General features: G+C 63.3%; 26 protein-coding genes and 4 pseudogenes. 20 read left to right on the top strand and 10 right to left on the bottom strand.

The window, feature by feature from the left end:
* From DH10_RS38285 to DH10_RS24240, 4 genes are all read left to right on the top strand, one after another.
* On the top strand, positions 1-142 hold a 142-nt coding region (locus tag DH10_RS38285), incomplete at its 5' end, for a YadA-like family protein (protein WP_192385442.1).
* Between the two features lie 130 nt (positions 143-272).
* Entirely contained in the window at positions 273-725 is a 453-nt protein-coding gene (locus DH10_RS24230; protein WP_312891257.1) for an invasion associated locus B family protein, read from the top strand.
* Positions 726-737: 12 nt separating this feature from the next.
* Entirely contained in the window at positions 738-1,457 is a 720-nt protein-coding gene (locus tag DH10_RS24235) for a hypothetical protein (protein ID WP_192248920.1), read from the top strand.
* Positions 1,458-1,507: 50 nt separating this feature from the next.
* Positions 1,508-1,981, top strand: a complete 474-nt coding sequence (locus DH10_RS24240; RefSeq protein ID WP_192248923.1) for a DUF4189 domain-containing protein — start codon at positions 1,508-1,510, stop codon at positions 1,979-1,981.
* 33 nt (positions 1,982-2,014) lie between these two features.
* Here DH10_RS24240 and DH10_RS37190 read toward each other — a convergent pair whose 3' ends face one another.
* Together DH10_RS37190 and DH10_RS24245 are read right to left on the bottom strand one after the other, a co-directional pair.
* On the bottom strand, positions 2,015-2,194 hold the full coding sequence (locus DH10_RS37190) for a hypothetical protein (RefSeq protein ID WP_246506116.1): 180 nt from the start codon (positions 2,192-2,194) through the stop codon (positions 2,015-2,017).
* A 4-nt stretch (positions 2,195-2,198) separates the two neighbouring features.
* Positions 2,199-3,053, bottom strand: coding sequence for a LacI family DNA-binding transcriptional regulator (locus DH10_RS24245; RefSeq protein ID WP_246811635.1), 855 nt, complete (start codon positions 3,051-3,053; stop codon positions 2,199-2,201).
* A 266-nt stretch (positions 3,054-3,319) separates the two neighbouring features.
* Here DH10_RS24245 and DH10_RS24250 point away from each other — a divergent pair, with 266 nt between their 5' ends.
* From DH10_RS24250 to DH10_RS24280, 7 genes and pseudogenes are all read left to right on the top strand, one after another.
* Entirely contained in the window at positions 3,320-4,327 is a 1,008-nt protein-coding gene (locus DH10_RS24250; protein ID WP_192248927.1) for a sterol desaturase family protein, read from the top strand.
* A gap of 104 nt (positions 4,328-4,431) precedes the next feature.
* Positions 4,432-5,412: a sugar ABC transporter substrate-binding protein gene (locus DH10_RS24255; RefSeq protein WP_192248930.1), complete on the top strand. Its 981-nt coding sequence runs from the start codon at positions 4,432-4,434 to the stop codon at positions 5,410-5,412.
* Positions 5,413-5,553: 141 nt separating this feature from the next.
* Entirely contained in the window at positions 5,554-6,555 is a 1,002-nt protein-coding gene (locus DH10_RS24260; protein WP_192248931.1) for an ABC transporter permease, read from the top strand.
* Entirely contained in the window at positions 6,555-7,358 is an 804-nt protein-coding gene (locus DH10_RS24265) for an ATP-binding cassette domain-containing protein (RefSeq protein ID WP_192248934.1), read from the top strand. Before DH10_RS24260 ends, DH10_RS24265 begins: the two co-directional genes overlap by 1 nt.
* Before the next feature lie 109 nt (positions 7,359-7,467).
* Positions 7,468-7,777 (top strand): annotated as a pseudogene (locus DH10_RS24270) (MocE family 2Fe-2S type ferredoxin).
* A gap of 1 nt (position 7,778) precedes the next feature.
* Positions 7,779-8,563 (top strand): annotated as a pseudogene (locus DH10_RS24275) (TIM barrel protein).
* Between the two features lie 9 nt (positions 8,564-8,572).
* On the top strand, positions 8,573-9,385 hold the full coding sequence (locus DH10_RS24280; protein WP_192248940.1) for a 3-methyl-2-oxobutanoate hydroxymethyltransferase: 813 nt from the start codon (positions 8,573-8,575) through the stop codon (positions 9,383-9,385).
* A 19-nt stretch (positions 9,386-9,404) separates the two neighbouring features.
* Here DH10_RS24280 and DH10_RS24285 read toward each other — a convergent pair whose 3' ends face one another.
* Together DH10_RS24285 and DH10_RS24290 are read right to left on the bottom strand one after the other, a co-directional pair.
* On the bottom strand, positions 9,405-10,055 hold the full coding sequence (locus tag DH10_RS24285; protein ID WP_192248943.1) for a LysE family translocator: 651 nt from the start codon (positions 10,053-10,055) through the stop codon (positions 9,405-9,407).
* A gap of 34 nt (positions 10,056-10,089) precedes the next feature.
* On the bottom strand, positions 10,090-10,713 hold the full coding sequence (locus DH10_RS24290; protein WP_192248946.1) for an FMN-binding negative transcriptional regulator: 624 nt from the start codon (positions 10,711-10,713) through the stop codon (positions 10,090-10,092).
* Positions 10,714-10,798: 85 nt separating this feature from the next.
* Between DH10_RS24290 and pdxR the strand changes: the two genes are divergently transcribed.
* Entirely contained in the window at positions 10,799-12,217 is a 1,419-nt protein-coding gene (gene pdxR, locus DH10_RS24295) for a MocR-like pyridoxine biosynthesis transcription factor PdxR (protein ID WP_210325110.1), read from the top strand.
* Between the two features lie 6 nt (positions 12,218-12,223).
* On the opposite strand, the gene DH10_RS24300 is transcribed toward pdxR, so the two are convergent.
* Together DH10_RS24300 and DH10_RS24305 are read right to left on the bottom strand one after the other, a co-directional pair.
* Complete coding sequence (locus DH10_RS24300; RefSeq protein ID WP_192248952.1) at positions 12,224-13,045, bottom strand: L,D-transpeptidase; 822 nt, start codon at positions 13,043-13,045, stop codon at positions 12,224-12,226.
* A gap of 172 nt (positions 13,046-13,217) precedes the next feature.
* Entirely contained in the window at positions 13,218-13,880 is a 663-nt protein-coding gene (locus tag DH10_RS24305) for a haloacid dehalogenase type II (RefSeq protein ID WP_192248955.1), read from the bottom strand.
* 153 nt (positions 13,881-14,033) lie between these two features.
* Here DH10_RS24305 and DH10_RS24310 point away from each other — a divergent pair, with 153 nt between their 5' ends.
* The 5 genes and pseudogenes from DH10_RS24310 (at position 14,034) to DH10_RS38290 (ending at position 19,900) form a co-directional block, all read left to right on the top strand.
* Positions 14,034-14,912: a branched-chain amino acid aminotransferase gene (locus DH10_RS24310; RefSeq protein WP_192248958.1), complete on the top strand. Its 879-nt coding sequence runs from the start codon at positions 14,034-14,036 to the stop codon at positions 14,910-14,912.
* Positions 14,913-15,020: 108 nt separating this feature from the next.
* On the top strand, positions 15,021-15,623 hold the full coding sequence (locus tag DH10_RS24315; protein ID WP_192248961.1) for a superoxide dismutase: 603 nt from the start codon (positions 15,021-15,023) through the stop codon (positions 15,621-15,623).
* Between the two features lie 161 nt (positions 15,624-15,784).
* Positions 15,785-16,222 (top strand): c-type cytochrome, encoded by a 438-nt coding sequence (locus tag DH10_RS24320; RefSeq protein WP_192248964.1) that lies wholly within the window; start codon positions 15,785-15,787, stop codon positions 16,220-16,222.
* Positions 16,223-16,231: 9 nt separating this feature from the next.
* Positions 16,232-17,179, top strand: coding sequence for a cytochrome c (locus DH10_RS24325; protein WP_192248967.1), 948 nt, complete (start codon positions 16,232-16,234; stop codon positions 17,177-17,179).
* 124 nt (positions 17,180-17,303) lie between these two features.
* Positions 17,304-19,900 (top strand): annotated as a pseudogene (locus DH10_RS38290) (AMP-binding protein).
* A 36-nt stretch (positions 19,901-19,936) separates the two neighbouring features.
* Here the strand turns inward: DH10_RS38290 and DH10_RS24335 are convergent.
* Positions 19,937-20,326 carry an SET domain-containing protein gene (locus tag DH10_RS24335; protein WP_192248970.1) on the bottom strand — a complete coding sequence of 130 codons (390 nt, stop codon included), beginning with the start codon at positions 20,324-20,326 and terminating at the stop codon, positions 19,937-19,939.
* A gap of 101 nt (positions 20,327-20,427) precedes the next feature.
* Entirely contained in the window at positions 20,428-22,539 is a 2,112-nt protein-coding gene (locus tag DH10_RS24340; protein ID WP_192248973.1) for a S9 family peptidase, read from the bottom strand.
* Positions 22,540-22,660: 121 nt separating this feature from the next.
* Here DH10_RS24340 and DH10_RS24345 point away from each other — a divergent pair, with 121 nt between their 5' ends.
* Together DH10_RS24345 and DH10_RS24350 are read left to right on the top strand one after the other, a co-directional pair.
* Complete coding sequence (locus tag DH10_RS24345; protein ID WP_192248976.1) at positions 22,661-23,029, top strand: SH3 domain-containing protein; 369 nt, start codon at positions 22,661-22,663, stop codon at positions 23,027-23,029.
* A gap of 411 nt (positions 23,030-23,440) precedes the next feature.
* Entirely contained in the window at positions 23,441-23,869 is a 429-nt protein-coding gene (locus DH10_RS24350; protein ID WP_067320912.1) for a Ros/MucR family transcriptional regulator, read from the top strand.
* 134 nt (positions 23,870-24,003) lie between these two features.
* Here DH10_RS24350 and DH10_RS24355 read toward each other — a convergent pair whose 3' ends face one another.
* Complete coding sequence (locus DH10_RS24355; protein WP_192249223.1) at positions 24,004-24,432, bottom strand: SufE family protein; 429 nt, start codon at positions 24,430-24,432, stop codon at positions 24,004-24,006.
* A 198-nt stretch (positions 24,433-24,630) separates the two neighbouring features.
* On the bottom strand, positions 24,631-25,023 hold the full coding sequence (locus DH10_RS24360) for a DUF5330 domain-containing protein (RefSeq protein ID WP_192248979.1): 393 nt from the start codon (positions 25,021-25,023) through the stop codon (positions 24,631-24,633).
* Positions 25,024-25,558: 535 nt separating this feature from the next.
* On the opposite strand from DH10_RS24360, the pseudogene DH10_RS24365 reads away from it, so the two are divergent.
* Positions 25,559-25,851 (top strand): annotated as a pseudogene (locus tag DH10_RS24365) (PAS domain-containing sensor histidine kinase); the annotation flags it as partial.

Consider the following 25,851-nt stretch of genomic DNA (forward strand, 5'->3'; position numbering starts at 1 on the left):
CGGCTACTGGCGCGGCGAGGGGGCTGTCGCCTTCGGCGCCGGGTACACCAGCGAGGACGGGCGCGCCCGGGCAAACGTGTCCGGCACGACAGCAGGCGGGCACTGGGGCGTCGGCGCGGGTGTCAGCTTTACTCTGAACTGACGCTGCCATGGTCAAGCAAGCAGTCTTTGTTGTCGCGATGTGCATGACTTGCCTGGTCCTGTCCGGCCCGCACGGGGTCGGACAGGAGCAGGCCCCGTCAGGCTATCGGATAAAGCCTTCGGAGGTCGCCGTGCCACCGGACGTAAAGCTCGGCGAATATCAACGGACCACGCGTCCGTTCGAGAACTGGACATTGATCTGCGACGAGAACCTGCAGGCCAGGAAGAGGGTGTGCAACATCAGCCAGTCCTTCATCGATCAGGCCCAGGCGCTGGTGTTCAGTTGGTCGCTCGCGGCGGACGACAAAGGCAAGCCCTTCATGATATTGCGAGCTCCGAGCGCGACAGGCGCGGGAAGCAAGCTTTCGCTCAAATTTGCCGGCCGCAAGCAGCCGGTGGACGTTCAGCTGCAGGCCTGCGACGCCTCGGTCTGCGTCGGCTACGTGCCCGTAGGCCCGGTCCTTCGAGAGCAGATCGGCAAGGAGACCACTGTCCAGGTTTCCTACTCCCTGCCGTCGGGAGCGACCGTCAGTCTCGATGCTCCGTTCAAGGGGCTGAAGTCCGCCCTCTCGACCATCAAATAGAAAGACTTGTCGATGACCCGCCAATCCATCGAAGATCGAATCCTGACACGCTCTCAGCCCGTTCCGCTGCCGGAGCCGCCGGCAAGCCCGCCGACGCCGCGCTCGTCGGTATGGCGGCTGCTGCGAAACACCGCGCTGTTCGGCGCGTTCGCTGTCCTGGTCGCGGCGGCGGTCATCCTGTCGTTCCGCTTATACCCTACGCTTGGGACACTCGTCGCCGGCACGGCCTCGGCGCAAGCGCAGGCGCCCGCCCAGGGCAAGCCCGCGCAAGCTGCGCCGGCAGATGCCTCGGCGAACAAGACGCCGTTTCAGGCGCATGTGAGCCAGGCAGGCTTGCACACCTGCGCCAATCTCTTTGCCACGCTCGGGCAGGCTCTGACCGCCGGATCGACCTATGCGATCCAGACGCAATGGGACAACACCTCGCCCGATACCCACGCCGTGCAGGCCGTCGCCGGAATGAGCTACGACCTGCCGGACTACAAGACGCAGGCCGCCGGCGTCGTCTTTGCCTCGCCCGTCGGCCAGACCTGCGAGGGCGGCTTCGTGCGCGTGGCGCCTTTCCAGAAGTCTTGCCAGGAAGTCGCGCAGACCCTGCCGAAGGGCAGCGTTGCGGCGGAGAATCTTTCCAACACCATGCTTTTCAACCTGGCCAACAATGGCGGCCAGGCCTTGCTGGTCCCGACCGGAAACACCTGCATCGTCGTTTCGGTCGCACGCCTGGGCGGATAGCGGCCCGAGACCACGATGGATTGCTGAATGCTGCAACCTGGAGCACGAGAATGCTGATCGATCGCCGCCTTTCATTGCCGCTGCTTGCGGCGCTCGCAGGGCTTACGATTGCAAGCCATGCGGCGGACCTGGTGGCGCCGCCGCCGGCGCCGACCTGCGAGGAAAAGGGCATCTGGGGCGCGATCGCCTATTCGCCGGGCGACGGCCGGCACGGCTTCTTCTGGGGCGCTGACAAGCGGCAGGAAGCGGAGGACATCGCGATCAAATATTGCGAGAATGCGAATGGCGCGGGCTGCAGGGTGGTCGAGGTGTTCCGCAACCATCGCCATTGGGACGACGATGACGGCACCGGCTATCCCTATGAGCACTGCGCGGCTCTGTCGGTCGGCAAGAGCCGCGGCGCGGCAACCCCGTTCTGGGGCGCCGCGTCGGCCACGACCCGCCGCGAAGCCGAGGACAAGGCCACGGCGCAGTGCGGAGGCGAGGGGAAGGAGTGCAAGATCCGCGAGTGGGTGTGCACCTGAGCGTCGACTGCCGCCGGCCCTATAGATGGTCGGCTAGATGTTCTCGCGCGTGTAGATGTCGAAGGGCAGGATGGTCGTCACGTTGCCGGCCTCCTTCGGTGTGGAGACGGCGCGCACCATGCCGGCCAATGCCTCCTGCGCCATCCGCGCGAGCGGGTGCGAGATGACGAATGTCAGCGTGCCGTCGAGCAGCCCGGCACGGGTCACATCCATGAGCTCATAGGCCGACGACGACCAGCTTGCCGGCCCGACCGGTCGAGCGAAGCGCCGCGATCGCGCCGGTCACACCGCCGCCGGCGATATAGAGGCCGGCGAGATCCGGGTTCTCGGCGATCAGCTTCTCCGTCATCTCTTGCGCTATGGCCCTGGATTCGAAGGTCAGCACCGGTTCGAGCAGGGTAAAGCCAGGCGCGTGCTCGCGAAAATAGGAACGGAAGCCGCTCTCGTTCATTTCCTGGCAGCGGTAGCGGTGGCTGCCGATGAGGATCCCGAGCTTGCCCGGCGCGCGGCAGACATTTTCGAATACCCAGGCCGCGGTGCGCCCGACTTTCCAGTTGTCTAGTCCCACATAGTGGACCTCGCCTGTCGCGGAGATCTGCGAGATCAGCGCGAAGACCGGCACGTTGTGCGCCTGCAAGGTGTCGATCGCCTGCGTGACCAGGGGATGCACCGCCGCGACCACGCCGATGGCGTCGCACTCCTCGCCGAGCGTCAACATGCGCGACGCGATGTTCTGCGGCGAGAGATCGTCGAGGAATTCGGTGTGCACTTCGATCTCGCAGTCCGCGATCGCCTCTGCACCCAGGCGCAGCGCCTCGGCCACATTGCGGTAGAATGCGCGGCCGGGCTGGTGCAGCAGGAAGCCGAACCTGTAGCGCGGCCGCGCCGCCGCCACGCGGGCCCTCAGCGCGCCCATGCCGTAGAAGCCGATCTGCTGCGCCGCCAGCATGACGCGCTCGCGCGTACCTTGCCGGACGGCTTCCGAACCGCTGAGCACGCGGTTCACCGTTGCCACGGAAACCTTCGCTTCGCTTGCCACATCCCTGATCGTCGGGCGCTTCCGCTGATCCATTTCATCTCATCCAGGCACCAAGCATGACACAAAAATATCATGCGCGAAGCAGTTTTGACACGAATGATACAAATACTTTGGAATAAACATTCTATTCTTGATTCATTTTGGATCAAGATGATTATCAATGCAACGCAAGCAAGGCGGCATCGCCGGCTGACGGATAGCTAAAGCAGGAAGAGAAAGCGCTTCGACCCCCGCCTGAAGCGGAGGAAGCCCTTTCGCGCGGCCATCCTTGCCGGCGTTGCGGACGGAGGAGGCCCTTGATGGACGATCTCGCATACGGCAAGCGCGACAAGCGCGGGGATTGGAAGCCGAACCGGCGCCTCGAGGTCGCGCCGTTCTGGAGCTGGCCGCTGAAGCTGCCGAAAGTGCTCGCCTGGCTGCCGGGCTATTTCTGGCCGTGGAACGCCTTCCATATGGCGACCGCGCTGCTCTACTGGTTCTACATCGTCCCCGATGTCGAGACGATGAAGACGATCGGCTGGGGCTGGGCGCTGTGGCTCTACGCCGTCAACGCGGCTGCGATCTTCGTCTTCTACGGCGTTTTCGAGCTGCGCTATTACATCCAGCGGGCTCAGGCGACACGTTTCAAGTACAACCACAAATTCCCGGGCGACACGCCGTCGGACGTCTTCTGGTTCCAGAGCCAGAACCTCGACAATTTCCTGCGTTCCTTCTTCATCACCATCCCGCTATGGACCGTCGTCGAAGTGCTTTTCCTGTGGTGCTTCGCCAATGGCTTCGTGCCGTGGGTGAGCTGGCAGGAACACCCCTATTACCTCACCTTGCTGGTGCTGGTCGCGCCCGCCATCCACGAGGTGCACTTCTTCTTCATCCATCGCCTGATCCATTGGGGCCCGCTCTATCGCTGGATCCATTCGGTCCACCACAATTCGATCAACCCGTCGCCCTGGTCGTCGCTCTCCATGCATCCGGTGGAAGGGTTCCTCTACCACGCGGTCGCCTTCTGGCACCTCGTCATCCCGTCAAACCCGATCGTCGCGCTGTTCCAGCTGCATGTAGCGGGCTTCGGCGCGGTCAACGGACATCTCGGCTTCGAGAAGTTCGAACTGACGGAGAATATGAGCCTCGATAGCCATGCCTATGCGCATTACCTGCACCACAAATATTTCGAGGTGAACTACGGCGGCGACGGCCTGATCCCGCTCGATAGGTGGTTCGGCACCTGGCACGACGGCACCAAGGAGGGCGAGGCCCTGATGGACGCCCGTTTCCAGAAAAAGAGGGAGCGCGTGAACGCCCGGGCCTGAGCCCGGCGGGCCACCGATCATGCAGCGCGCGGACCGGGAGGGAAGCGCTCGCAGAGGCAGCAGTTTCAAAACCCGTCGAAGGACGGCAAATGGGAGGAGAGAAAATGAAGCGTATCACCAAATTCCTGGCGGCTTTCATGCTGGCGGGCGCAGCGGCAACGGCAGCCACATCGGCCATGGCCGAAGGCGCGAAAATCTTCGTCATCGGCGGCAAGGCCGACGATCCGTTCTGGTCGAAGGTCAAAAAGGGTGCAGACGACGCCGGCAAGGTCGCCGAGCTGACAGGAGGATCGGTTACTTGGCTCGGGCCCCAGAACTACGACAATTTGGGTCCGGACGCAGCCAAGCTCATCCGGACCGCGCTTAGCCAGAATCCAAGCGCTATCGTCGGGCCGGACTGGGTACCCGAAGCCATGGACGACGCGTTCAAGGAAGTCGTTGCCGCTGGCGTGCCGCTCATCATCTACAATTCCGGCGGCATGGACGCCGCCAAGCGCCTTGGCGCCATGAACTATGTCGGCAACGAGGAATACGCGGCCGGTCTCGGCGGCGGCACATACTACGGCAGCCATGGCGCCAAGAACGTGCTGTGCGTCAACACCTTGCCAGGGGCCACCAACACCGAAGACCGTTGCAAGGGCATTGCCGACGCAATCGCCAAGAGCGGGGGCAAGTCGAGCCAGTTGCCACTGCCGTCCTCGAGCTTCGGCAATCCGACCGCGGTCGCCGAGGCGATCAAGGCCGCCGTGCTGAAGGACAACGCCATTGACGGTGTCATCACAATTAGCGCGGGCGATGCCAACAGCGCTGCCAATGCCATCAGCCAGGCCAATGTCGGCGACAAGGTGAAGCTCGCTTCCTTCGACATGGACGAGACCGGCCTGCAGCGCATCAAGGACGGCAAGCAGTCGTTCGCGATCGACCAGCAGCCTTACCTGCAAGGCTACCTCGCAGTGTCGCTGCTCAATGGGCTCGTCAACTATGGGCTCGACCTGCCGACGAAGCCGGTGCTGACCGGACCAGGGATCGTCGACGCCTCCAATGTCGACGCGACATTGGCGGGTGCCGCCGCCGGTGCCCGTTAACGCTCATGGACGAACGGCCGGCCCGGGGGCCGGCCGCCGCCCCGCGCGCTCAAGTCACAACGCCAGGGACATAAGATGAAATCCCAAGCCCTTGACCAAGCTGCCCAGGCAGCGACTGCGCCGCATACCCCGAATTCTTCGATGCCATCGCTCGGCAGCCTCGTGCGGCGCCCCGAAGTCGGCTCGCTGATCGGGATGATCGCCGTGCTCGTCTTCTTCTCGATCTTTGGCGGTGCCAATTTCCTCGCGGCGGGCGGTGCTGCGAGCTGGCTCAACGTCGCTGCGGAACTCGGCATCATCGCGTTGCCGGTGGGGCTTTTGATGATCGCTGGACATCTCGACCTTTCGGTCGGCTCGATGGTTCCGGCCAGTTCGATGACCATCGCCATAATTTCGGGCCACTACGACGCGCCGATCCTGGTCGGCATCCTGGCCTCTCTCGGGCTTGGGCTGGCTATCGGCTTCATCAACGGGCTGCTGGTGATCCGCACCAAGGTGCCGTCATTCGTCGTGACCCTCGCGACGCTGTTCGCCCTGGCCGGCCTGACGCTTGGAATCTCAGTCATCCTGACCGGCAGCACCAGCGTCGCATTGAAGAGCGGACCGGTCGCCAAGCTCCTGCTGGGCGATTATCTCGGCGGCAAGTTCGAGGTCACCCTCTTCTGGTGGATCGCTTCCATCCTGGTTGTCGGGTTCGTCCTCAACCTCTCACGCTTCGGAAACTGGATCCTGGCTATGGGCGGCGATGCAGTGAGCGCCCGCAACGCGGGCATCCCGACAGACCGGCTCACCATCGCTCTGTTCATGAGCAGCGGCCTATGCGCAGCCTTTGTCGGCATGTCGCAGGCGATCCTCTACAACAGCGCTCAGGTGGCCGCCGGCCAGTCCTTCATCTTCAACTCGATCATCGCGGTGGTCATCGGCGGTGTGCTGCTCACCGGCGGATATGGCTCGGTGGTCGGCATCGTGCTCGGCACGCTGACCTTCGCCATTGTCAACCAGGGCATTTTCTACACCGGCTTCGACGCCAACTGGGCGAGCTTGATCATCGGTGTGCTGCTGCTGGCGGCCGTGCTCATGAACAACACCTTCCGCACCATGGCGCTTACCTATGCTCCGCGCAGCAAGGCGAGGACACGCTGATGACGACGCCCCTGCTCAAGCTGACCGGAATCAACAAGTCGTTCGGTCCGGTCGACGTCCTCCACGACATCTCGCTCGACGTTTACAAGGGTGAGGTGCTTTGCCTGCTGGGCGACAATGGCGCCGGCAAGTCGACACTGATCAAGATCTTCTCCGGCGTCCACAAGCCGACATCTGGCGAGATGGAGATGGACGGCAAGGCGGTCGCGTTCGACAGCCCACGCGACGCCAGTGACCATGGCATCGCCACCGTGCATCAGTTTGGTGGGACGTTCCCGTTGATGAGCATCGGCCGCTCCTTTTTTATAGGCGCCGAACCGACAAGGCGCTGGGGCCCGCTCACAATCTACGACCGCAAGCGCGCCAACGAGATCGCAGTCACCGAAATGCGCCAGCTCGGCATCACCCGCATCGACGACGGGGATCGCCTTGTCGGCGGACTGTCGGGCGGCGAGCGACAGGCGCTGGCGATCGCCCGCGCGGTGCATTTCGGCGCCAGCGTGCTTATTCTCGACGAACCGACTGCGGCCCTCGGCGTCAAGGAGGCGGCCCACGTTCTACGCATCATTCTGCAGGCCCGGAAGAAGGGCATCGCCGTCATCTTCATCACGCACAACGTCGTCCATGCGCTGACAGTCGGCGACCACTTCGCCGTCCTCATCAGGGGCGCCAAGGCCGCCGATTTCCGAAAGGGCGAGAAAAGCCGCGAAGCAGTCACCGACTTGATGGCCGGCGGCGAGCAGATGGCAGAACTCGAAGCCGAGATCGAGAGTTTCGCCGCCATGCAAGGCGAGCATGCATGAACTAGTTGAAGACGCCCACCTCCTCCACGGGCATCTTCCCTCGCGGCCGGCGCGATCAAGCGTCCCGCCGGCCGCTCTTCGACCAGCAGGGACAAATGGCAGGCAGACAATGGCAATGTGGATCGACGCCTGCGCGACGGAGGATATCGAGGAAGAGGACGTCATCCGCTTCGATCATGGCGACCGGACATTCGCCATCTACCGCAGTCCGGAGGATGACTACTTCTGCACCGACGGCCTGTGCACGCATGAAAAAGTGCATCTTTCAGACGGGCTCGTGATGGAACAAGATCGAATGCCCGAAGCATAACGGCGTCTTCGACTATCGCACCGGCGAGGCCTTGCGCGCGCCGGTCTGCGTGAACCTCAAAACCTACCGAACCAAGGTCGAAAACGGCCGCGTGCATATCGAGATCTGACATGTCCGAGACTTTCACTCTTGCCGCCTGTGCCGAAATGCTGTGGCGCGACCGGCCGATGGAATTCCGCGTCAAGCGCCTGACCGAATTGGGCTTCCAGGTTGGCCTCTGGAACTGGCCGGATCACGACCTCGCGATGCTGGAAAAATCCGGCGCCACCTTCTCGATCATGAACGGCTATCTGCGCGGCCGGCTCGCCGATGACGAGGGCGCGGCCGAATTGTTGAAGACGGCAAAGGAGACGGCCGCTGTCGGCAAGCGCCTCGGCGTCGCGCGGCTCAACCTGCATGGCACCAGCCTGGGCGAGGGCGGCTTGCCGGTCACGCCTTACGAGACGGTCACTGGCGCGATGTGGCTCAAGGCGCGCGATACGCTGAACCGCATCGCCGATCTTGCCGAGGCGGAGGCCGTCACCTTCACGCTGGAGAATCTGAACCTGCCGCTCGATCATCCCGGCGTGCCGTTCGCGCGCGCCGAGGACACGCTGGCGCTGGTATCGAGCGTCGATCGGCCGGGCCTTCGCCTATCAACCTCGACCTCTATCACGCGCAGATCGGCGAGGGGAACCTGATCGAGCTCTGCCGCGCCTCTCTGCCCTGGATCGGCGAGATCCAGGTCGCGGACGTGCCGGGACGGCTGGAGCCCGGCACCGGCGAGATCAACTATCGCGGCATTGCCCGCGCGCTTAAGGACATGGGCTATCGAGGGCCGGTCGGGATGGAGGCGTTTGCCTCCGGCGATTCTGAAGCCGCGCTTGAAGCCTTCCGCAACGCTTTCACCATCTGAGGAAACAAAATGGTCACCAAGAATAACCGGCCGACCGTCGCCGACATCCGCGCAATGAAGGCGCGCGGACAAAAGATCTCGATGCTCTATGTCACCAGCCTCGAAGAAGCGGCGGCGGCGAACGCCGCCGGTGTCGATATGCTGTCGATCGAGGGCCGTTTCTTCTCAGCGGAAATGCGCGAGGCCGCTGGACGCTGCTTCGTCCAGGTCGGGCTTCCTTATGGGCCGGCTGGCGATCTGGTTTCGGCGGACGACTATCTGAGCGCTGCCTATCACTTCATGCGCATGGGCGGCGACTGCTTCTACTGCGCCGCCTCGCGCGATATCCAGAAGACGCTGTGCGACAACGCCGTGCCGGTCGTTGCCCATGTCGGCCTGATCCCCTCGCAATGCACCTGGACCGGCGGCTTCAAGGCGGTCGCCAGGACAGCCGAGAGCGCGCGGGCGGTTTGGGATCATGTCAAGCGCCTCGAGGCCATCGGTTGTTTCGGCGCCGAGCTGGAGGTCGTGCCGGACCGGATCGCCGAGCTGATCACCCGCAATACGCCGATGATCATGCTCGGCATGGGCGCGGGACCGCATGCCGATGCGCAGTATCAGTTCAGCGAGGACGTGCTCGGCCACACGGCTGGCCACAGGCCGCGCCACGCCAAGACCTATCGCAACTTCGCAGCGGAGTTCGAACGGCTGCAGCGCGAGCGCATCGCCGCCTATCGCGAGTTCATCGCCGACGTGCGGACCGGCGCCTATCCCGAGCCGCAGCATGTCGTCTCAATCACCGATGAGGAGCTTTCCGCTTTCAGGGCGTCCCTGGATCTTTGATGTAAGCCTGGCCCGGCAATCAGAGGGCAGGGCGCTTGGCTATGGCAAGGCCGATGCCGAGCGCGATCATCGCGCCGCCGGACGCTTCTCGCAGGCGGCGTATCACGCTGGTGCGTCCAGCCGCGCCTTCCCTGATGCGGCTGGCCGCGAAAGCGACCACGACATCGGCAAGGGTGTTTAGCGTTACCGATACGAAGCCCAGGGCCATAAACTGTAGGGCGACGTGGCCGGCGCCCAGATTCACGAACTGCGGGATGAAGGCCAGGAAGAAGGCGGCCGTCTTCGGGTTCAACGCCTCGACCAGCACCCCTTCGCGAAACGCTCGGCCCGCGCCGAGCGTGGGCGCAGCCGCGCTGCCGTCCAGCATTGTCTTTGCCTCGCGGCGGGCGGACTGGAAGGTGCGAAAGCCGAGCCAGACGAGGTAGATGGCGCCGATCAGCTTCAGCGCCGTGAACAGTTCCGCACTTGCAAGCACGATTGCCGAAACGCCCAGGCTGCCGGCAAGCACATGAACCATGCCGCCCAGGCCCGTCCCGAAACTGGAGGCAATGCCTTCCGCGCGTCCTCCGGCGAGCGTGCGTGCGGCGACGTAGAAGATGCCTGGCCCGGGCGTGATGGCGAGCAGCAATGCCGCGGCGAAGTACAAGGCGAACTGTGTCAGATCCGGCATGATGGGCTCGGCTTAAAGCGGACGGGATCGGGTGTCACGACGGGATGAGAGGGGCGACCCCGCGGTCGGAGGGCCGGTCGCTCGCCGCCAGACCTGACACGACACCGGCGCGATCTGCAGCGTTGCGATTCTGGCTCATCTTGCGCTTGCCTTCCAGCCTCGTGATCGGCATGCGCAGGCCGACAATGCCTCTCAATTGCGCCTGGATGAAATCCGGCGGCGCGTCGGAGACGGCCCAGGGCGAGGCGCGCCCACTTTCGTGGAGATTGGTCAGGCGCGTGACGACGTCGAGCAGCCTGTCGGCATCCTCGAAGAATTCGACCGCCCCGTGGACATGGACGGCGACATAGTTCCAGGTGGGCACCACCTTTCCGGTTTCCTGCTTGGTCTGGTACCAGGCCGGCGTCACATAGGCGTCCGGCCCCATGAAGATCGCCAGGCCGTCGCCCAGAGGCGGAATGCGCCACTGCGGATTTGCCTTCGCTACATGGCCATAGATCACGCCATGCTCGCCCTCGCTCTCGTCGAGGAAAAGCGGCAATGGCGTCGCCAGCGGCCCGTCCGCCGTGGCGGTGACCAGCGTCGCCAGCCGCGCGGCACGGATCGTTGCCCTCAGGCTTTCCTTGTCGGCGTCGCGGAAGGCGGGCGGTATGTACATGGCGAAACTCCTTGCATCGCATGGAAAGATGCCGGAAAGCTGGCTTGCTTGAAACATCCAGTTTTGAGGGTTTTCGGTGGTCCAGTTGGAACAAGATGGTGTCGCGCGCCGGATCATCGCGGCGATCAAGGCGCAGATCCACAGCGGCGGCTACCAGCCCGGCGACCGCCTGCCGTCGACGCGGGCCTTCGCCGCCGAATGGGGCGCGTCGCGAACCACCGTGACGGCCGCCTATAACCAGCTCGACGCCGAAGGCTATCTGATCATCCGGCAGGGCGCGCGTGCGATCGTTGCTCCGGGGCTGGAGAGAGCGTCAGGGGGGGCGCCCATCGCGAGCGATTCGCCCCGGAACCTCTCGGCATTCGCCCGCCGCCTGCTGGCTCTGCCTCCGCCGGCGGAACAGCAGCCGGCCAAGGTCGCGGATTTCCGCTATGGCGACCTGTCCGGAGCGGACTTCCCGGTGCTGGCCTGGCGGCGGGCGTCGAACAAGGCCATTCTCCGGCGCGCCGCGCGGCTGCGCTATGGCGATCCGCAGGGATCCTCCGTTCTGCGCAACGCGCTTCAGGCCTATCTCTGGCGCGCCCGCGGCATCAGTTGCGCGCCGGACCAGATCGTCATCGTCAATGGATCGCAGCAAGGGCTCGACCTTTGCGCGCGGCTGCTGCTCGACCCTGGCGATCCGTTCGTGATCGAGAATCCGGGCTATCTGCTCGCACGCCATGCCTTCGTGGCGGCAGGCGGTATTGCGATGCCCGTTGCGGTCGACGCGGACGGGCTAAGGACGGATGCACTGCCGCCGGCCCGTCTGGCTTATGTGACGCCGTCGCATCAGTTCCCGCTCGGCGGCGTGCTTTCGGCGACGCGGCGGCGCTCCCTCCTGGCCTGGGCCACGGCATCAGGCGCCTACATTGTCGAAGACGACTATGATGGCGAATACCGTCACGACATCGCCCCCATCCCGCCTCTGCAGACGCTCGATCAAGACTCGGTCATCTATGTCGGCACGCTGTCGAAGACGCTCTCGCCAACCTTGCGGCTCGGCTATCTCGTCGTCCCTGCAAGCCTGCGTCGGGCGTTCAGCGAAGCAAAGCGCCTTACCGACCGGCATGCTCCGATGCTGGAGCAGGACGCGTTGGCCGACCTGCTGGCGAGCGGAGCCTACGAGCGTCACGTCCGCAGCATCCGCAGGAAAAACGCCGAGCGCAGGGAGGTCCTGCTGCAGGCGTTGGCCGATCATCTGGGGCCAAGGGTCGTCGTCGCGGGAGCCGAAACCGGACTGCACGTCGTTGCCTGGATGAACGGCATCGCCGCCGAGCGCGAGCCGGCGATCATCGCGGCGGCGCGCGCCGCCGGGATCGGCCTCTATCCCGTGTCGCCGCTCTATGATCCGAGCGAGCCGCGACCTGGAACGGCCGGCTTCATCCTCGGTTACGCCGGGCTCGACACGGAGGCGCTGCGGCGCGGCGTTGCGGTGCTGGCGACGCTGTTGGCCGAGCACCGCTAAGGCAGCTCAGAAGATCTCGTTGGTCATCCGCCTTACCGGACCGAGCAGGATCGAGCCGGTCGGCACGCCGTTGTCGATCGGTATGGCTCGGCGCTCCGGCATGTCCGCCACGGGCTCGCCGATATCGGCCGTCACGACGACCGGCGATTTGTTCGGCACGCGGTCGTAGAGGTCGATGATGTCCTGGTTGATCAGCCGCACGCAGCCCGAGGAGACCGACTTGCCGATCGACCACCATTCCGGCGAGCCGTGCAGGCGATAGAGCGTGTCCTGGTTGCCCTGGAACAAATAGAGCGCGCGGGCGCCGAGCGGGTTCTTCAATCCGCCCGTCATGCCGCCGTTCTTGGCGCTGTATTGCGTCAGTTCCGGCTGGCGCGCGACCATCTCGTCCGGCGGCGTCCATTTCGGCCACTTCTGCTTCCACTGGACGACCGCATCGCCCGACCATTCGAAGCCGGCGCGGCCGAGGCCGACACCGTAGCGGATCGCTTGGCCGCCCTCACGCACCAGATAGAGGAAGTGGTTGGTGGTATCGACCACGATCGTGCCCGGCCGCTGTCCGGTCGGATCGGGAACGATCTGGCGCAAGAATCTGTGATCGATCTTGTTCACCGGGATGGCCGGCAGGTCGAAGCCGTTGTCCGACATCGCGCCATACATCGTCTCGTAATCGCCGAGCGGCGGCTCGACATAGGCCGGCGGTGGCGGCTGGACCGGTTCGGGACCTGGACCGGTGGTGGAGCAGGCGGAAACCGCGGCCGAAGCGGCGCCAAGGGCTGTGAGATTGAGGAAGCCGCGGCGGCTGATGCGGAAGGAAGCGTCTGACATGATTGCCTTTTCTAGGTCTTAATTCGCAAGAAAGCATGAATCCGCAGGCTGGCCGCCGGCGGTTCCAATAACAGTCGGCGGTGATAGGCGGTTCCAATTCTGACCTCAGGGTGGACAAACAAAGGCGAAGCTGTGACCGCGACACATCTGTTGCCCTGCAGCAACAGGAGGGTCAGACGTCCCCCAAAAGGCCTTCGAGCGAGGGCAGGATCAGCCCCGGCGGAAAGTCCCGGTATTCGTCCGGCTGGTCGGTGCGATTGATCCAGACGGTGCGGAAGCCGAACCTGGTGGCGCCCGCGACGTCCCAGCGGTTGGAGGACTGGAAGGACACCGCCCCCGGATAGAGCCGCCAGCCGGTGACCACCATGTCGTAGACCGAGGGATCGGTCTTGAAGCGCTTGATCTCATCGACCGAGAAGACGTCGTCCAGGATCTGGTCCAGCGCCGCGGATTTCACCGCCGCACGCAACATTTCCGGCGACCCGTTGGACAGGATCGCGAGCTTCGCGCCGGATGCTTTCAGCGCTTTCAGCACCGCCGGCACTTCCGGATAGCAGTCGAGCCGCCAATAGGCTTCGAGCAGCCTTGCTCTTAGCGTCGGATCGGCCGAGGGCACCTTCTTCAGCGCGAAATCCAGCGCCTGCTCCGTGAGCTGCCAGAAATCGGCGTAGGCGCCCATCAGCGTCCGGACCCAGGAATATTCGAGCTGCTTGGCGCGCCAGATTTCGGAGAGAAGTTGGCCGTCAGGCCCGATCTCGCCGGCATGGCGTCGCACGGCGGCGTGCACGTCGAACAACGTGCCATAGGCGTCGAAGACATAGGCCGCATGATGCATGAGGAGAAGTTTTGCGGCGCGCCGGGGCGCAGCGCAAGCAATGATTGAGGTCAAGTGCCTCTGGCCTCAACGATTTTTACCGATGTTGGTTGACGCCGGCTGTCAAAGCATCGTCCTATGGCGGCCTGAAATCATCCAAATGGACGGCAAACGATGACTCTGGCGGCGGCGGCGCAGTCCGCGACATGGACCTATGTGGACGGCGACTGGTATGAGGGCAACGTCGCCATTCTCGGACCGCGCAGCCATGCCATGTGGCTGGGCACCAGCGTGTTCGACGGCGCCCGCTGGTTCGAAGGCGTGGCGCCAGATCTCGATCGTCACGCCGCGCGCGTCAACGCCTCGGCGATCGCGCTCGGCCTGAAGCCTTCCATGACGACGGAGCAGATTGTCGGGCTGACCTGGGATGGCATGAAGAAATTCGACGGCAAGACCGCCGTCTATATCAGGCCGATGTACTGGGCCGAGCATGGCGGCTATATGGGCGTGCCGGCGGACCCGTCCTCGACCCGCTTCTGTCTTTGCCTCTACGAATCGCCGATGATTCCGCCTTCCGGCTTTTCGATCGGCGTCTCGCCGTTCCGGCGGCCGACCATCGAGACGATGCCGACCAACGCCAAGGCCGGCTGCCTCTATCCCAACAACGGCCGCGCTATCCTCGAGGCCAAGATGCGCGGCTTCGACAACGCGCTGGTGCTGGATATGCTGGGCAATGTCGCCGAAACCGGCACCTCCAATATTTTCCTGGTCAAGGACGGCCATGTGATGACGCCGGCCGCGAACGGCACCTTCCTTTCCGGCATCACCCGCTCGCGCACGATCAACCTGCTCGGCGACTACGGCTTCAGGACCACCGAGAAGGCATTGTCGATCCGCGATTTCCTCGAAGCGGACGAGATCTTCTCGACCGGCAACCATTCGAAGGTGGTGCCGGTCACCCGCATTGAGGACCGCAACCTTCAGCCCGGACCGGTGGCCAAGAAGGCGCGCGAACTCTACTGGGATTGGGCGCATTCGACTTCCGCCGCCTGAGCCGATAAAAAGGCGATCGGCGCTTCGTTCTGGAGTTGCCCCAACCCATTCCAGACCTATCTTAGTTCGGTAGTTTCACCGGATTTTTTCCACGAGGGAGTACCATCCATGGCTTTTGAGTTGCCCGCTTTGCCTTACGACTATGAGGCCCTGCAGCCTTACATGTCGAAGGAGACGCTGGAGTATCACCACGACAAGCACCACAAGGCCTATGTCGACAACGGCAACAAGCTGGCCGCCGAGGCTGGAATGGGCGACCTTTCGGTCGAAGAGGTCGTGAAGCAGTCCTTCGGCAAGAATGCCGGGCTCTTCAACAATGCCGCCCAGCACTACAACCACATCCACTTCTGGAAATGGATGAAGAAGGGCGGCGGCGGCAACAAGCTGCCGGGGGCGCTGCAGAAGGCCGTCGATGCCGATCTCGGCGGCTACGACAAGTTCAAGGCGGACTTCGTCGCCGCCGGCACCACCCAGTTCGGCTCCGGCTGGGCGTGGCTCTCGGTCAAGGATGGCAAGCTCGCGATCTCGAAGACTCCAAACGGCGAGAACCCGCTGGTCCATGGCGCTTCGCCGATCCTCGGCGTCGACGTGTGGGAACACTCCTATTACATCGATTATCGCAACGCGCGGCCGAAGTATCTCGAAGCCTTCGTCGATAGCCTGATCAACTGGGACTATGTCCTGGAGCTATACGAGAAGGTAAAAGGCTGATATATTTGACGAAAAGCCCCGGCATGCCGGGGCTTTTCTTTTTCTGCCGACACACGAGATTGATCACGATCGCGAAAATCGTGACGGCACCGGGGGAATATTCCCACGGTCAGGTCCGTTAACGTCCAGTCGCGAATTTTCTTCACCACGGAGCCAATCGAATGAGAAAGCTTGTCCTCGCCATCTCTATGCTCGCTATTGCCGTTTCGGCCGCTTTTGCCGATCCGATCAAGGATCGCCAGGCCCTGATGAAGGAGCGCGGCAAGCTCGCCGGCCAGTTGTCCAAGGTGGTCAAGGGCGAGGAGGATTTCGACGCGGCCGCGGTGCTGACGACACTTAAGGCCTTGCAGGCCAATGCCGAAAAATTCGATGCCGAGACGCTGTTCCCGGCCGGCAGCGACAAGGGCGACACCACGGCCGCGCCCAAGATCTGGGAAGACAAGGCCGGCTTCAATACGGCAGAGGACAAGCTGCTGACCCACGTCAAGGCCGCGGTCGCTTCCCCGCCGGCCGACGCCGATGCGCTGAAGGCGCAGCTCAACACGATCGGCGGCGACTGCGGCACCTGCCATCAGACCTACAGGATCAAGAAGGGCTGACAGTCGGCCATGGGCTGGCTGAGGAAACTCATCGGCACCGTCGTCGTTCTGGGCGGCGCCGGCGCGGTCGCCGGCTGGGCGCTGTCAGCGCCCGTCAGGCTTGATGCCGCGACCGTAGCGCAGCTCAGCCCCGGTGACGCGGCCAAGGGCAAGCGCATCTTCTATGCCGGCGGCTGCACCTCCTGCCATGCCAAACCGGGGTCCAAGGGTGATGCCCGCCTGGAGCTTGCCGGCGGGCTGGAGCTGAAGACGCCGTTCGGCATCTTCGTGCCGCCCAACATCTCGCAGGATGCGGGGGACGGCATCGGCGCCTGGAGCGAGGAAGACTTCGCCAATGCGATGCTGAAGGGCGTTTCGCCCTCCGGCGAGCATTTTTATCCGGCCTTTCCCTATGCCTCATATGCACGCATGAAGCCGGCCGATGTCGCCGACCTCTATGCCTTCATGAAGACGCTGCCGGCGGTCGCCGGCAAGGCGCCTGACCACAAACTCTCCTTCCCCTTCAACATCCGTCGCGGCATTGGCCTCTGGAAGTGGCTCTATCTCAGCCCCGGACCGGTGATCGTCTTGCCTGACGGCGCGCCGGACAAGGTGCTGGCCGGCCGCTATCTGGTCGAGGGGCCCGGCCATTGCGGCGAATGCCACACGCCGCGCGACTTTGCCGGCGGCTTCAAGAAGGCCGAGTGGCTGGCGGGCGCCGTGGCCGCCGAAGGCTCCGGCGTCATGCCCAACATCACCCCGCAGGGCGGCACCAAGGATTGGTCGGAGGCCGACATCGCCAACTATCTCGAAACCGGCTTCACGCCGGATTTCGATTCCGTCGGCGGCGCCATGGTCGACGTGCAGCGCAACATCGCGCAATTGACAGCCGACGACCGCGCCGCGATCGCCGCCTATCTCAAGGCCGTCCCGCCGCACCCCAATGGCTATCCGGCGCGCAAGAAGCCAGCGGGCTGATTTGATGCGTATTGCCCAATTCATGCTGCGGTTGGAGCACGGCAAACGACCGCATATTAGTTGACTTAAATAATCATGTATTATAGGCGCTTCGGCCAGTTTCCAGGCGGACCGAAGCTTGCCCATGCACTCTCTCGACCTTGTGTCCGAATTCGCCCGTGGCGAACAGCGCGCAGCATTTCTCTTCGCTGATGGACGAAGTCTCTCCTATGCGGAGCTCGACGACCTTGCGCGGCGCTTCGCTACACGGCTGGGGCAGGGGGGAAAGCAGCTCGTGGCTATCTCGGCGGAAGCCTCCGAGCATGCGGTCGTCGCCTATCTTGGAGCTTTGCGGGCGGGCCATGCGGTGGCCATGCTGCCGCCTTGCGACAGCCGGCTCTGGGAAGATTTCCTGGCAGCCTTCCAGCCGGATTTCACCTACCGGCCACTCGACGGCCGCTGGCGTCTCGTCAGGGAGGCGCAGCGCGCACGAGACGCTGAGCCGCTGTACCCCGATCTCGCGCTGCTACTGATGACATCCGGCAGCTCGGGCGCCGGCAAGGCGGTCAGGCTTTCCTATGGCAATATCGAGGCCAATGCGCGCTCGATTGCGGCCTATCTCGAACTCTCTTCGAACGATCGGGCCGCTCTCGTGCTGCCGCTCCACTATTCCTACGGGCTGTCGGTCCTCAACTCGCATCTGATTGCGGGCGCCAGCGTCCTCTTCCCCGGCATCTCGATCATGGACGGCGATTTCCTCAGAGTGATCGCCGACGGCGGCTGCACGAATCTGTCCGGCGTTCCGTATTCCTACGAACTCTTGGAAAGGGCGCGTTTTCGCGACGCTGAACTCAGGACATTGCGGACGATGACGGTGGCGGGCGGACAGCTCCGCCCCGACCTTATCCGCCTCTACAGGGATCACATGCGTGCCCGGGGCGGCCGCTTCTTCGTCATGTATGGCCAGACCGAGGCGACGGCGCGCATCGCTTTCGTACCGCCCGAGAGCCTTTCCGACAGGGAGGGGCGCATCGGCGTGGCCATCCCGGGCGGCAGCCTTGGCATCGCGATGCCGGAGGAGAGCCGATCAGGCGATCGGGTATTCCGGGAGAGCTCGTCTATCGCGGTCCGAACGTAATGATGGGTTACGGCGCGCAGCGTTGCGATCTGGTGCGCGGTGCCGAGGTCGAGACCCTGAACACCGGTGATATCGCCGTACGGGACGAGCACGGGTTCTTCCGCATCGTCGGGCGCAAGAGCCGCTTTGCCAAGATTGCCGGCCTCAGGATCGGCTTCGATATCATGGAGCAGGCGCTGGAGCGCGCGGGCATTGCGGCCGCGGTGCTCGGCGACGATCGAGGGTTGCAGGCCTATGTGATCGGCGCCGGCTCGGTGGGGAGGGCACAGTCTATCCTTGCCGAAGTCAGTCGCTTGCCCGCCAATCTGGTTCGCGTTGCCACGCGCGGCGACTTCCCCAGACTTGCCTCGGGCAAGATCGACTATACCTGCCTCCAGCGCGAGATGTTGCAAGGACGGGCGGAAATCCGCTCCGAAAGGGGCGGCGTGCTTGGTGCCTATGCCCGCGTGTTCTACCCGCTCTCCGTCGGCCGCAACGACAGCTTTGTCTCTCTCGGCGGAGATTCCCTTCGCTTTCTGCAATTGGCTCTGGAACTCGAGCGGCTTGGCTTGGAACTGCCGGACGGCTGGGAACGGCTAAGCGTCGCAGAATTGACAAATCTTCATGCGGCGGAGCGACCTCTCATGCGCAGGCAGGCAAGCGAGATGCCTGTCGATTTGGTGCTGAGGGTCATGGCGATCCTTCTGGTGGTCGTGCATCACGAGACGCTGTGGCCTATCCCCGGCGGCTCCGGCGTCATGATGCTGCTTGTCGGCTACAGTCTTGCGCGTTTCCAGTCGGTCCATTTCCTTGCCGGTCGAATCCGGCACGCGCTGAAACCTGCGATCGGTGTCCTGATTCCGCATTTTCTCATTGTCGCCGCTTACGCCGTCGCCTGGCAGGCGGCCCCCTGGGCCTCGATGACCCTTACTGGCAACTTCGGCTATGCCGAACCGGATCGTCACGAGATGATCCCGTATCTCTACTGGTTCATCGAGGCCTCTGCGCAGACGCTTCTGGTCTTCGCTCTCATCTTCGCCATTCCGGTTTTACGCAAGTTGGCCCGAGCTCGACCCTTCGCCTTCTCGCTTGGCCTTTTGGTGTTTGCCGCTGCCGCGCGCTTTTCAGTCCCATTGTTCGTCGACTTAGGCAGCCGCCAGATCTTCGCGATCTACTGGGTCTTCCACCTTGCTGTCTTTGGTTGGTGCGCCGGTTTGGCCGACACTCCCGCCAGAAAGCTCGTCGTGACCGCGTTTGCCGCCGCTGTGCTGGGCTATCTAGCCTTTTGGGAGTCGGTCTGGCTGGGGACGACGGTCAAGTATTTGATGATCTTCACCGCGCTTTCGGTTCTTCTTTACCTACCGCGTGTTCGCTTGTCAGCCGGGGTAGGGCGGGTGGTTACACAGGTCGCGGTCGCGGCTTTCCCGATCTACCTGTTCCACCGCTTCGTCCCGGAGCTTTTGATGGCGCCCGTCGCAGGCCGGCTGCCGGCTCCGGGCTTCAAACTGCTTGCGATTACCGGCGGCGTCGCTTTAGGCATCATCGCCGGCAAAGCCTTGGCAGGCATTCGAAACCTGCGCGGCAGATTGGCCATGGGACGCCAGCCGGAATTGCTCTCTGCGTAAGACGCGCCGTCCGCGGTCGCACTTGAACCGCTCCGACTACGGGTGGCGGTCGCCCAGGAAGTCGAAGCCGTTCTCGAAAAAGTGGTTGTAGTCACAGGTCAGTTCCTCGCCGGGCGCGATGTCGCGCAGCGCGTAGGTTTCCTCGGGCGAGGAGACGTCGCAATTCGGCTCGTCCGCATGGTTCATGTAGCGCGCATCGTCCGCCTCGAAGACGATGTAGTTCGGGTCGCGCCGGTCCGGATAGGAGTAGCGATCGAGGTAGGACTTCACCGGGCCGCTTTCGTTCTCATAGGTGTCGACGGGAATGCGCCGGTCGAACCTTGGGTCGAGCTTCCAGATCAGCGCGCCCTTTGGAATGCGGTGTTTGGCGAAGACGCCGATGCCCTGGATGGGCGATTTGTCGAGATAGACGTCGACGAGCAGCATGACGAACCCTGCGAATGACAGATGGCGCGACCCAGAAAGGCCGCGACCAAAAACGACGGCGCATTGCGTAGCGCGTGGCCCTTGCGATTGCGAGGGAAAAATCAGGCCTTGCCGGTCACTTTCAAGGCAAAGGCGTAGATGTACGCGATCTCCTCCAGCCGGGAGAACCGGCCCGAGGCGCCGGCATGGCCGGACTCCATGTTGATCTTGAACAGCACCGGATTGTCGCCCGCCTTGCGGTCGCGCAGCCGCGCCACCCATTTGGCCGGCTCCCAATAGGTGACGCGTGGGTCGGTGAGCCCGGCCAGCGCCAGGATCGGCGGATAGTGGAGCGCCGCGACATTGTCGTAGGGCGAATAGGCCGCGATCGTGCCGTAGTCGTCGGCCGACGCGATCGGATTGCCCCATTCCGGCCATTCCGGCGGCGTCAGCGGCAGGTTGGCGTCGAGCATGGTTGTGAGCACGTCGACGAACGGCACCTCGGCGACGATGCCGCCGAAGCTTTCTGGCGCCATGTTGGCGATCGCTCCCATCAGCATGCCGCCGGCCGAGCCGCCTTGGGCAACGATACGGTCATGCCTTGTGTAGCGTTCGGCCACCAGATGGCGCGCTGAGGCGATGAAATCCGTGAAGGTGTTCATCTTGTGCGCCCGCTTGCCGTCGTCGTACCAGCCATAGCCCTTGTCCTTGCCGCCGCGCACATGGGCGATGGCGAAGACGAAACCGCGATCGACCAGCGAGAACCAGTTGGTGTTGAAGGCTGCCGGCACCGTGATGCCGTAGGAGCCGTAGCCGTAGAGCAGGCAGGGCGCCGAGCCGTCGAGGGGCGTGTCGCGATGGTGGATCAGCGAGATCGGCACCAGTTCGCCGTCGGCGGCGGGTGCCATCAGCCGGCGCGTGACATAGTGCTCCGGATCGTGGCCTGAAGGCACTTCCTGCGTCTTCAACAGCACGCGCTCTCGGCTGCGCATGTCGTAGTCGAACACCTGTGCCGGCGTCGTCATCGACGAATAGGTGAAGCGCATCACCTCGGTGTCGTATTCGTAGGATCCGAAAAGGCCGAGCGAGAAGGCCTCCTCGTCGAAGGAAATGAGATGCTCCTCGCCGGTTGCCCGATCACGCACGACGATGCGTGGCAGGCCCTCCTTGCGCTCCAGCCTGACCATATGGTGCCTGAAGCCCAGCACCGACAGAATCAGCCGGCCGGGCTCGTGCGGCACCAGTTCCTTCCAGTTGGCGCGCACCGGGTTCTCCACCGGCGCGGTCATGATCTTGAAGTCCTTGGCGCCGTCGGCATTGGTGAGGATGAAGAAGACGTCGCCGCCTTCTTCCAGATCATATTGCAGGCCGGTCTCGCGCGCCGCCACCAGCGTCGGCTCGCCGAGCGGCTCGTCGGCGCGCAGAAGCCGGTATTCGGAGGTTTCATGGTCGTTGATGCCGATCATGATCCAATCGTTGGAACGCGTTCCGCTGACGTCCATGAAGAAGCCGGGATCTGTCTCTTCGTAGATCAGCCGGTCGTTCTCCGGACTGTCGCCAAGTGCGTGGAAGAACACTTTTGACGGGCGGTGGTTGTTGTCGAGGTGGGTGTAGAAGAAGCCGTCGTCTCCGGCGTTCCACACACCGCCGCCACCCGTATCCGGGATCTGGTCCGTCAGTTCCTTGCCGCTGGCGATGTCGCGCACGCGCAGGATGAAGAATTCCGAACCCTTGTCGTCGAAGGCCCAGAGCAGCTTGCGATGGTCGGCCGAATGGTCGACGCCGCCGAGACGGAAATAGGGCTTGCCTTCGGCTTCCGCGTCGCCGTCGAGCAGGATCTCCTCAGTGCCGCCGTCGCGCGGCGTGCGGAAGTAACGCGGCTGCTCGCCGCCCAGCCGGAAGGACGAGCCATAGGCATAGGGACCGTCCTTCATCGGCACGGTGGAGTCGTCCTCCTTGATGCGCCCCTTCATCTCGGCGAACAGCTTGCTCCGCAGCTCGGCCGTGTCGGCCATCAGCGTTGCCTGGTAGGCATTCTCGGCCTCGAGATGGGCGCGGATCGCGCCGTCGAGGAGCGATGGGTCCCTGAACATCGCCTGCCAGTTGTCGGCGCGCATCCAGGCATAGTCGTCGGTGCGGGCGATGCCGTGATGCACGTCGAAGATGGGGCGTTTCTCGGGCCGCGGCGGGTTGGCGGTCGGGAAGGCAGCCCGGAAGCTGGAAGGTCTGGTCATTACGTCTCGCTGTGGAATTTGCCTGAAATTTGCTTGAATGGCGAATGAACACGCCGCTCAGCGGCGGTTCAAGGGGTGGGGCTCAAGATGGTCTGCAGAAAGTAAGTCGAAGGGGGAAAAGATGAAATCCTATGTTCGCGCCGCGGTCGCCTTTGCTGTCGCTTCGACAGTGCTGGCCTTATCCAGCCAGTCTCATGCAACCGCGTTCGCCGCCTGGCAAGTGGCTGGCGTGCCGTTCGGCGACACGCTCAACGCGCGCAAGTATCCGTCAAACACATCGCAAAAGCAGGCGGCCTATCCGAACGGCACCGTCTTGCAGATGACCGGCCGCTGCACGGGTGGGATAGACCTGCTCGACGTTGCCGGCCAGCCGCATTGGAAGCAGCGGCAGGCGATCCGCTATCGCTGGTGCGAGGTCTGGCACGATCCTGCGCAGAACGGTCATTTCGTCACCGGCTGGGTCTACGGCAAGTACATCGCGCCCTACTGAATGTTCGTCGAGGCCATTTGGTGTTTGACGCGAGGATGAATGTCCGCGGCCTGTGGTCCACAGGATTTTTCGTCCTCGCCGCCCAGGGTAGCCAAGCATTGGTCAAGCATTGAGAGCCTTGTTTAGCGCCACCTGAGGTGTAAAAGCATGCTTGACGCCACGTCAGGCTGCGCTGGTCCGGCCAGAAAAATCTCGCTAAGTTACACGGCGAACGAAATTTTGAAGCTGAATCGGCAATATTTGATGAATATCGCCGAATATAATTCAATAGGTGAATTGACTTACTTGCAGCATAGCGTCATTAAGATGACGCGACGCGAATCGCGGGGCTTGCCTGCATGAAATTCGCGCGATGCCCGATCCAGAAAAGGGCGCAGTCTAGAAACAAACTCTCGTTGGGGCCTGAGCACAATGGATATCGTCGAAACACCTTCAAGGAATGGTGACGCGCTAATCGAGCTGACCGCTGATGTCGTGGCGGCCTATGTCAGCAACAACCCGGTGCCGGTCGGTGAACTGCCGAACCTGATTGCCGATGTTCATGCCGCGCTCGGCCGCGTCGGCGGCACGACGGAGCAGCCGTCGGCCGAGAAGCAGAAGCCGGCCGTCAACCCGAAGCGCTCCGTGCATGACGACTACATCGTCTGTCTCGAAGACGGCAAGAAGTTCAAATCGCTGAAGCGCCATCTGATGACGCACTACAACCTCACCCCGGAAGAATATCGCGAGAAGTGGGGTCTGGACGCCAACTATCCGATGGTCGCTCCCAACTACGCAGCCGCTCGTTCGCAGTTGGCCAAGAAGATGGGCCTCGGCCGTAAGCCCAAGGGTCGCCGGTAGCGGCTTGTACTCTTCAGCAAAGCGACGGCGCCCGCGGGGCGCCGTTTGCTTTTGAATTCCAGGAAAAGCGCGCGGCGGTTTTCCGTGAACGGGTAAACCCGCCGCAATGCGGTTCGTCGCTGGGTTTGGTTGAGTCAGGCGGTCTGCTTCAAAGCCGCTTCGGCGTCGCGCTTGATGCGCTTGACCATCGAGCGAAGGCCATTGGCGCGCTGCGGCGACAGATGGTCGTCGAGGCCGAGCTCTTTCAGCGTCACTTCCGCATCGGTGTTCTGGATTTCGCTGGCCGGCCGGCCCGAGAACAGCGCCAGCATGATGGCGACAAGGCCGCGCACGATGTGGGCGTCGGAATCGCCCTGGAAGGCGATCACCGGATCGACGCCTTCTCCCTGCTCGGTGATCAGCCACACCTGGCTGACGCAGCCCGGCACCTTGTTGGCCGGTGTGCGTTCGGCCTCGGGAAACGGCGGCAGCGCCTCGCCGAGCTCGATTACATAGCGGTAGCGATCCTCCCACTCGTCGAGCAGAGAGAAGTCGTCGCGGATCGTTGCGATCGAGGTCGTCATTGCCCGCATATAGTGACCCGGCGCCGCCGCGTCACGGAAAAAGAAAGACGCCGCGGGCGTCGAGAGGTCGGACCGGCCCGCGGCGTTAGAGCAATTCCAGGAAAAGTGTGAAACGTTTAGGTTCGGCGACTTCGCCGTAGCCCTCCGTCCGGAATTGCGTCAAAACTAAAGAGGCCGAGCGAACGGCTGAAAGCAATCTCAGTTCTTCGCCGTCAGCATCACCGGGATGTTGACCTTGGCGGGCAGCACGATGTCTTCGGCGACGCTGCCGGTGGTCTCGGCAGAGGTTTCCGCCACCCTCGCCCCGGGTGCTGCCGGCTTATCGGACTGCTGGTCGTCAAGCATGGCCGCGGCGATCTTGGCGGTTTCCTGGGCGCGGACGGTGATGGTGTGCATGGCCGATTTGCCGGTCTCGCAGACGTCCGGCTTGCGCTCGCAGATTCCGGCAATGTCGCCGACCGCCTCGCGCGCTGCAAACAGCGCCTGGATCGGTCCGACCGCCTCGCGGCCATCCTCGTCCGGGCCGACGCTGAGCGGCAGCGCCAAGAGCACCAGCGAAAACCAGAAAGCCATCCTGATCAGAAAGCCCATCTTAATGCCTCTCGTCCGTGACCGGATCATGCGTCCATTGGCATGACCTCTTTTTATGGGCGGGATAGTGGCACGGCCACGCAAAGGACGGCTTGCGCCCAAGCTGCGAATTTTCTTCAAATTTTAGATAAATTCGAAAGGATTGGTTTCGAGATTGATTTCATTCAAATCTCATCGATTGCATTAACTTTATGATAACCATCTATATAATTGTTTTAAAAGCAAAATTTCGAAACGAAGAAGGGCCGGCACGGGGTTTTCGGGAAGCCCGGCGCGCCTGTCGCGGCTAACGCTCCATTTACCATGGCGGCAGATCGACGGGCTCTGCGGCGCCGGCGTCCCAATATTTGCCTCGGGCGGGGGCGCTCGCCTCGTCTGCCTTATCCATTCCTTAAACGCTGGGTGCGAGTTTCAAGCCAACCAAGAGTCACCTGCAAAAAGCAGGGTAGTTTCACGACCGGGTACGAGTGCGTTGAGTTCGATTACGGCCAGATACGTTCATCTGCCTGGCGCGATTGCCGCCGGTTGCGAACGCATGGTTCATCCGACCGTCACGGGCGAGGCCGAGCGCCTGCGTCAGCGCCGCTTCATCGGCATCATGCTCGCCGCTCCTTTTCTCGCCGCGGGCGCGGCGGTGACGCTGGTCACCTCCAGTCTCGGCGCGGCCGTTACCGTGGCCGCGATCTTCGGCGCTTTCGGTTTGTGCTGGTTCGCGGCGCTTCTCGTTGCCGCCACCGGCTACATGGCGTTCGCCAGCCGTGCGGCATTTGCGATGGGTGGCCTCGCCCTTGCCGGCGCGATCGCCGCGGCAGGTGGCCTGGCCTCGCC

The sequence above is a fragment of the Mesorhizobium silamurunense genome (assembly GCF_014843825.1).
Taxonomy (GTDB): Bacteria; Pseudomonadota; Alphaproteobacteria; order Rhizobiales; family Rhizobiaceae; genus Mesorhizobium; species Mesorhizobium silamurunense.

What these genes read in the sequence shown, in the direction of transcription:
- DH10_RS24335 (WP_192248970.1), bottom strand. Translation starts at nt 20,326, where the DNA reads ATGCTGCTCGTCGACGTCTATCTCGACAAATCGCCCATCCAGGGCATC.
- DH10_RS24315 (WP_192248961.1), top strand. Translation starts at nt 15,021, where the DNA reads ATGGCTTTTGAGTTGCCCGCTTTGCCTTACGACTATGAGGCCCTGCAG.
- DH10_RS24360 (WP_192248979.1), bottom strand. Translation starts at nt 25,023, where the DNA reads ATGGGCTTTCTGATCAGGATGGCTTTCTGGTTTTCGCTGGTGCTCTTG.
- DH10_RS24245 (WP_246811635.1), bottom strand. Translation starts at nt 3,053, where the DNA reads ATGGATCAGCGGAAGCGCCCGACGATCAGGGATGTGGCAAGCGAAGCG.
- DH10_RS24345 (WP_192248976.1), top strand. Translation starts at nt 22,661, where the DNA reads ATGAAATCCTATGTTCGCGCCGCGGTCGCCTTTGCTGTCGCTTCGACA.
- DH10_RS24350 (WP_067320912.1), top strand. Translation starts at nt 23,441, where the DNA reads ATGGATATCGTCGAAACACCTTCAAGGAATGGTGACGCGCTAATCGAG.
- DH10_RS24310 (WP_192248958.1), top strand. Translation starts at nt 14,034, where the DNA reads ATGACTCTGGCGGCGGCGGCGCAGTCCGCGACATGGACCTATGTGGAC.
- DH10_RS24305 (WP_192248955.1), bottom strand. Translation starts at nt 13,880, where the DNA reads ATGCATCATGCGGCCTATGTCTTCGACGCCTATGGCACGTTGTTCGAC.
- DH10_RS24235 (WP_192248920.1), top strand. Translation starts at nt 738, where the DNA reads ATGACCCGCCAATCCATCGAAGATCGAATCCTGACACGCTCTCAGCCC.
- DH10_RS24280 (WP_192248940.1), top strand. Translation starts at nt 8,573, where the DNA reads ATGGTCACCAAGAATAACCGGCCGACCGTCGCCGACATCCGCGCAATG.
- DH10_RS24250 (WP_192248927.1), top strand. Translation starts at nt 3,320, where the DNA reads ATGGACGATCTCGCATACGGCAAGCGCGACAAGCGCGGGGATTGGAAG.
- DH10_RS24320 (WP_192248964.1), top strand. Translation starts at nt 15,785, where the DNA reads ATGAGAAAGCTTGTCCTCGCCATCTCTATGCTCGCTATTGCCGTTTCG.
- DH10_RS24240 (WP_192248923.1), top strand. Translation starts at nt 1,508, where the DNA reads ATGCTGATCGATCGCCGCCTTTCATTGCCGCTGCTTGCGGCGCTCGCA.
- DH10_RS37190 (WP_246506116.1), bottom strand. Translation starts at nt 2,194, where the DNA reads ATGGATGTGACCCGTGCCGGGCTGCTCGACGGCACGCTGACATTCGTC.
- DH10_RS24265 (WP_192248934.1), top strand. Translation starts at nt 6,555, where the DNA reads ATGACGACGCCCCTGCTCAAGCTGACCGGAATCAACAAGTCGTTCGGT.
- DH10_RS24355 (WP_192249223.1), bottom strand. Translation starts at nt 24,432, where the DNA reads ATGACGACCTCGATCGCAACGATCCGCGACGACTTCTCTCTGCTCGAC.
- DH10_RS24285 (WP_192248943.1), bottom strand. Translation starts at nt 10,055, where the DNA reads ATGCCGGATCTGACACAGTTCGCCTTGTACTTCGCCGCGGCATTGCTG.
- DH10_RS24300 (WP_192248952.1), bottom strand. Translation starts at nt 13,045, where the DNA reads ATGTCAGACGCTTCCTTCCGCATCAGCCGCCGCGGCTTCCTCAATCTC.
- DH10_RS24325 (WP_192248967.1), top strand. Translation starts at nt 16,232, where the DNA reads ATGGGCTGGCTGAGGAAACTCATCGGCACCGTCGTCGTTCTGGGCGGC.
- DH10_RS24255 (WP_192248930.1), top strand. Translation starts at nt 4,432, where the DNA reads ATGAAGCGTATCACCAAATTCCTGGCGGCTTTCATGCTGGCGGGCGCA.
- DH10_RS24290 (WP_192248946.1), bottom strand. Translation starts at nt 10,713, where the DNA reads ATGTACATACCGCCCGCCTTCCGCGACGCCGACAAGGAAAGCCTGAGG.
- DH10_RS24340 (WP_192248973.1), bottom strand. Translation starts at nt 22,539, where the DNA reads ATGACCAGACCTTCCAGCTTCCGGGCTGCCTTCCCGACCGCCAACCCG.
- DH10_RS24260 (WP_192248931.1), top strand. Translation starts at nt 5,554, where the DNA reads ATGCCATCGCTCGGCAGCCTCGTGCGGCGCCCCGAAGTCGGCTCGCTG.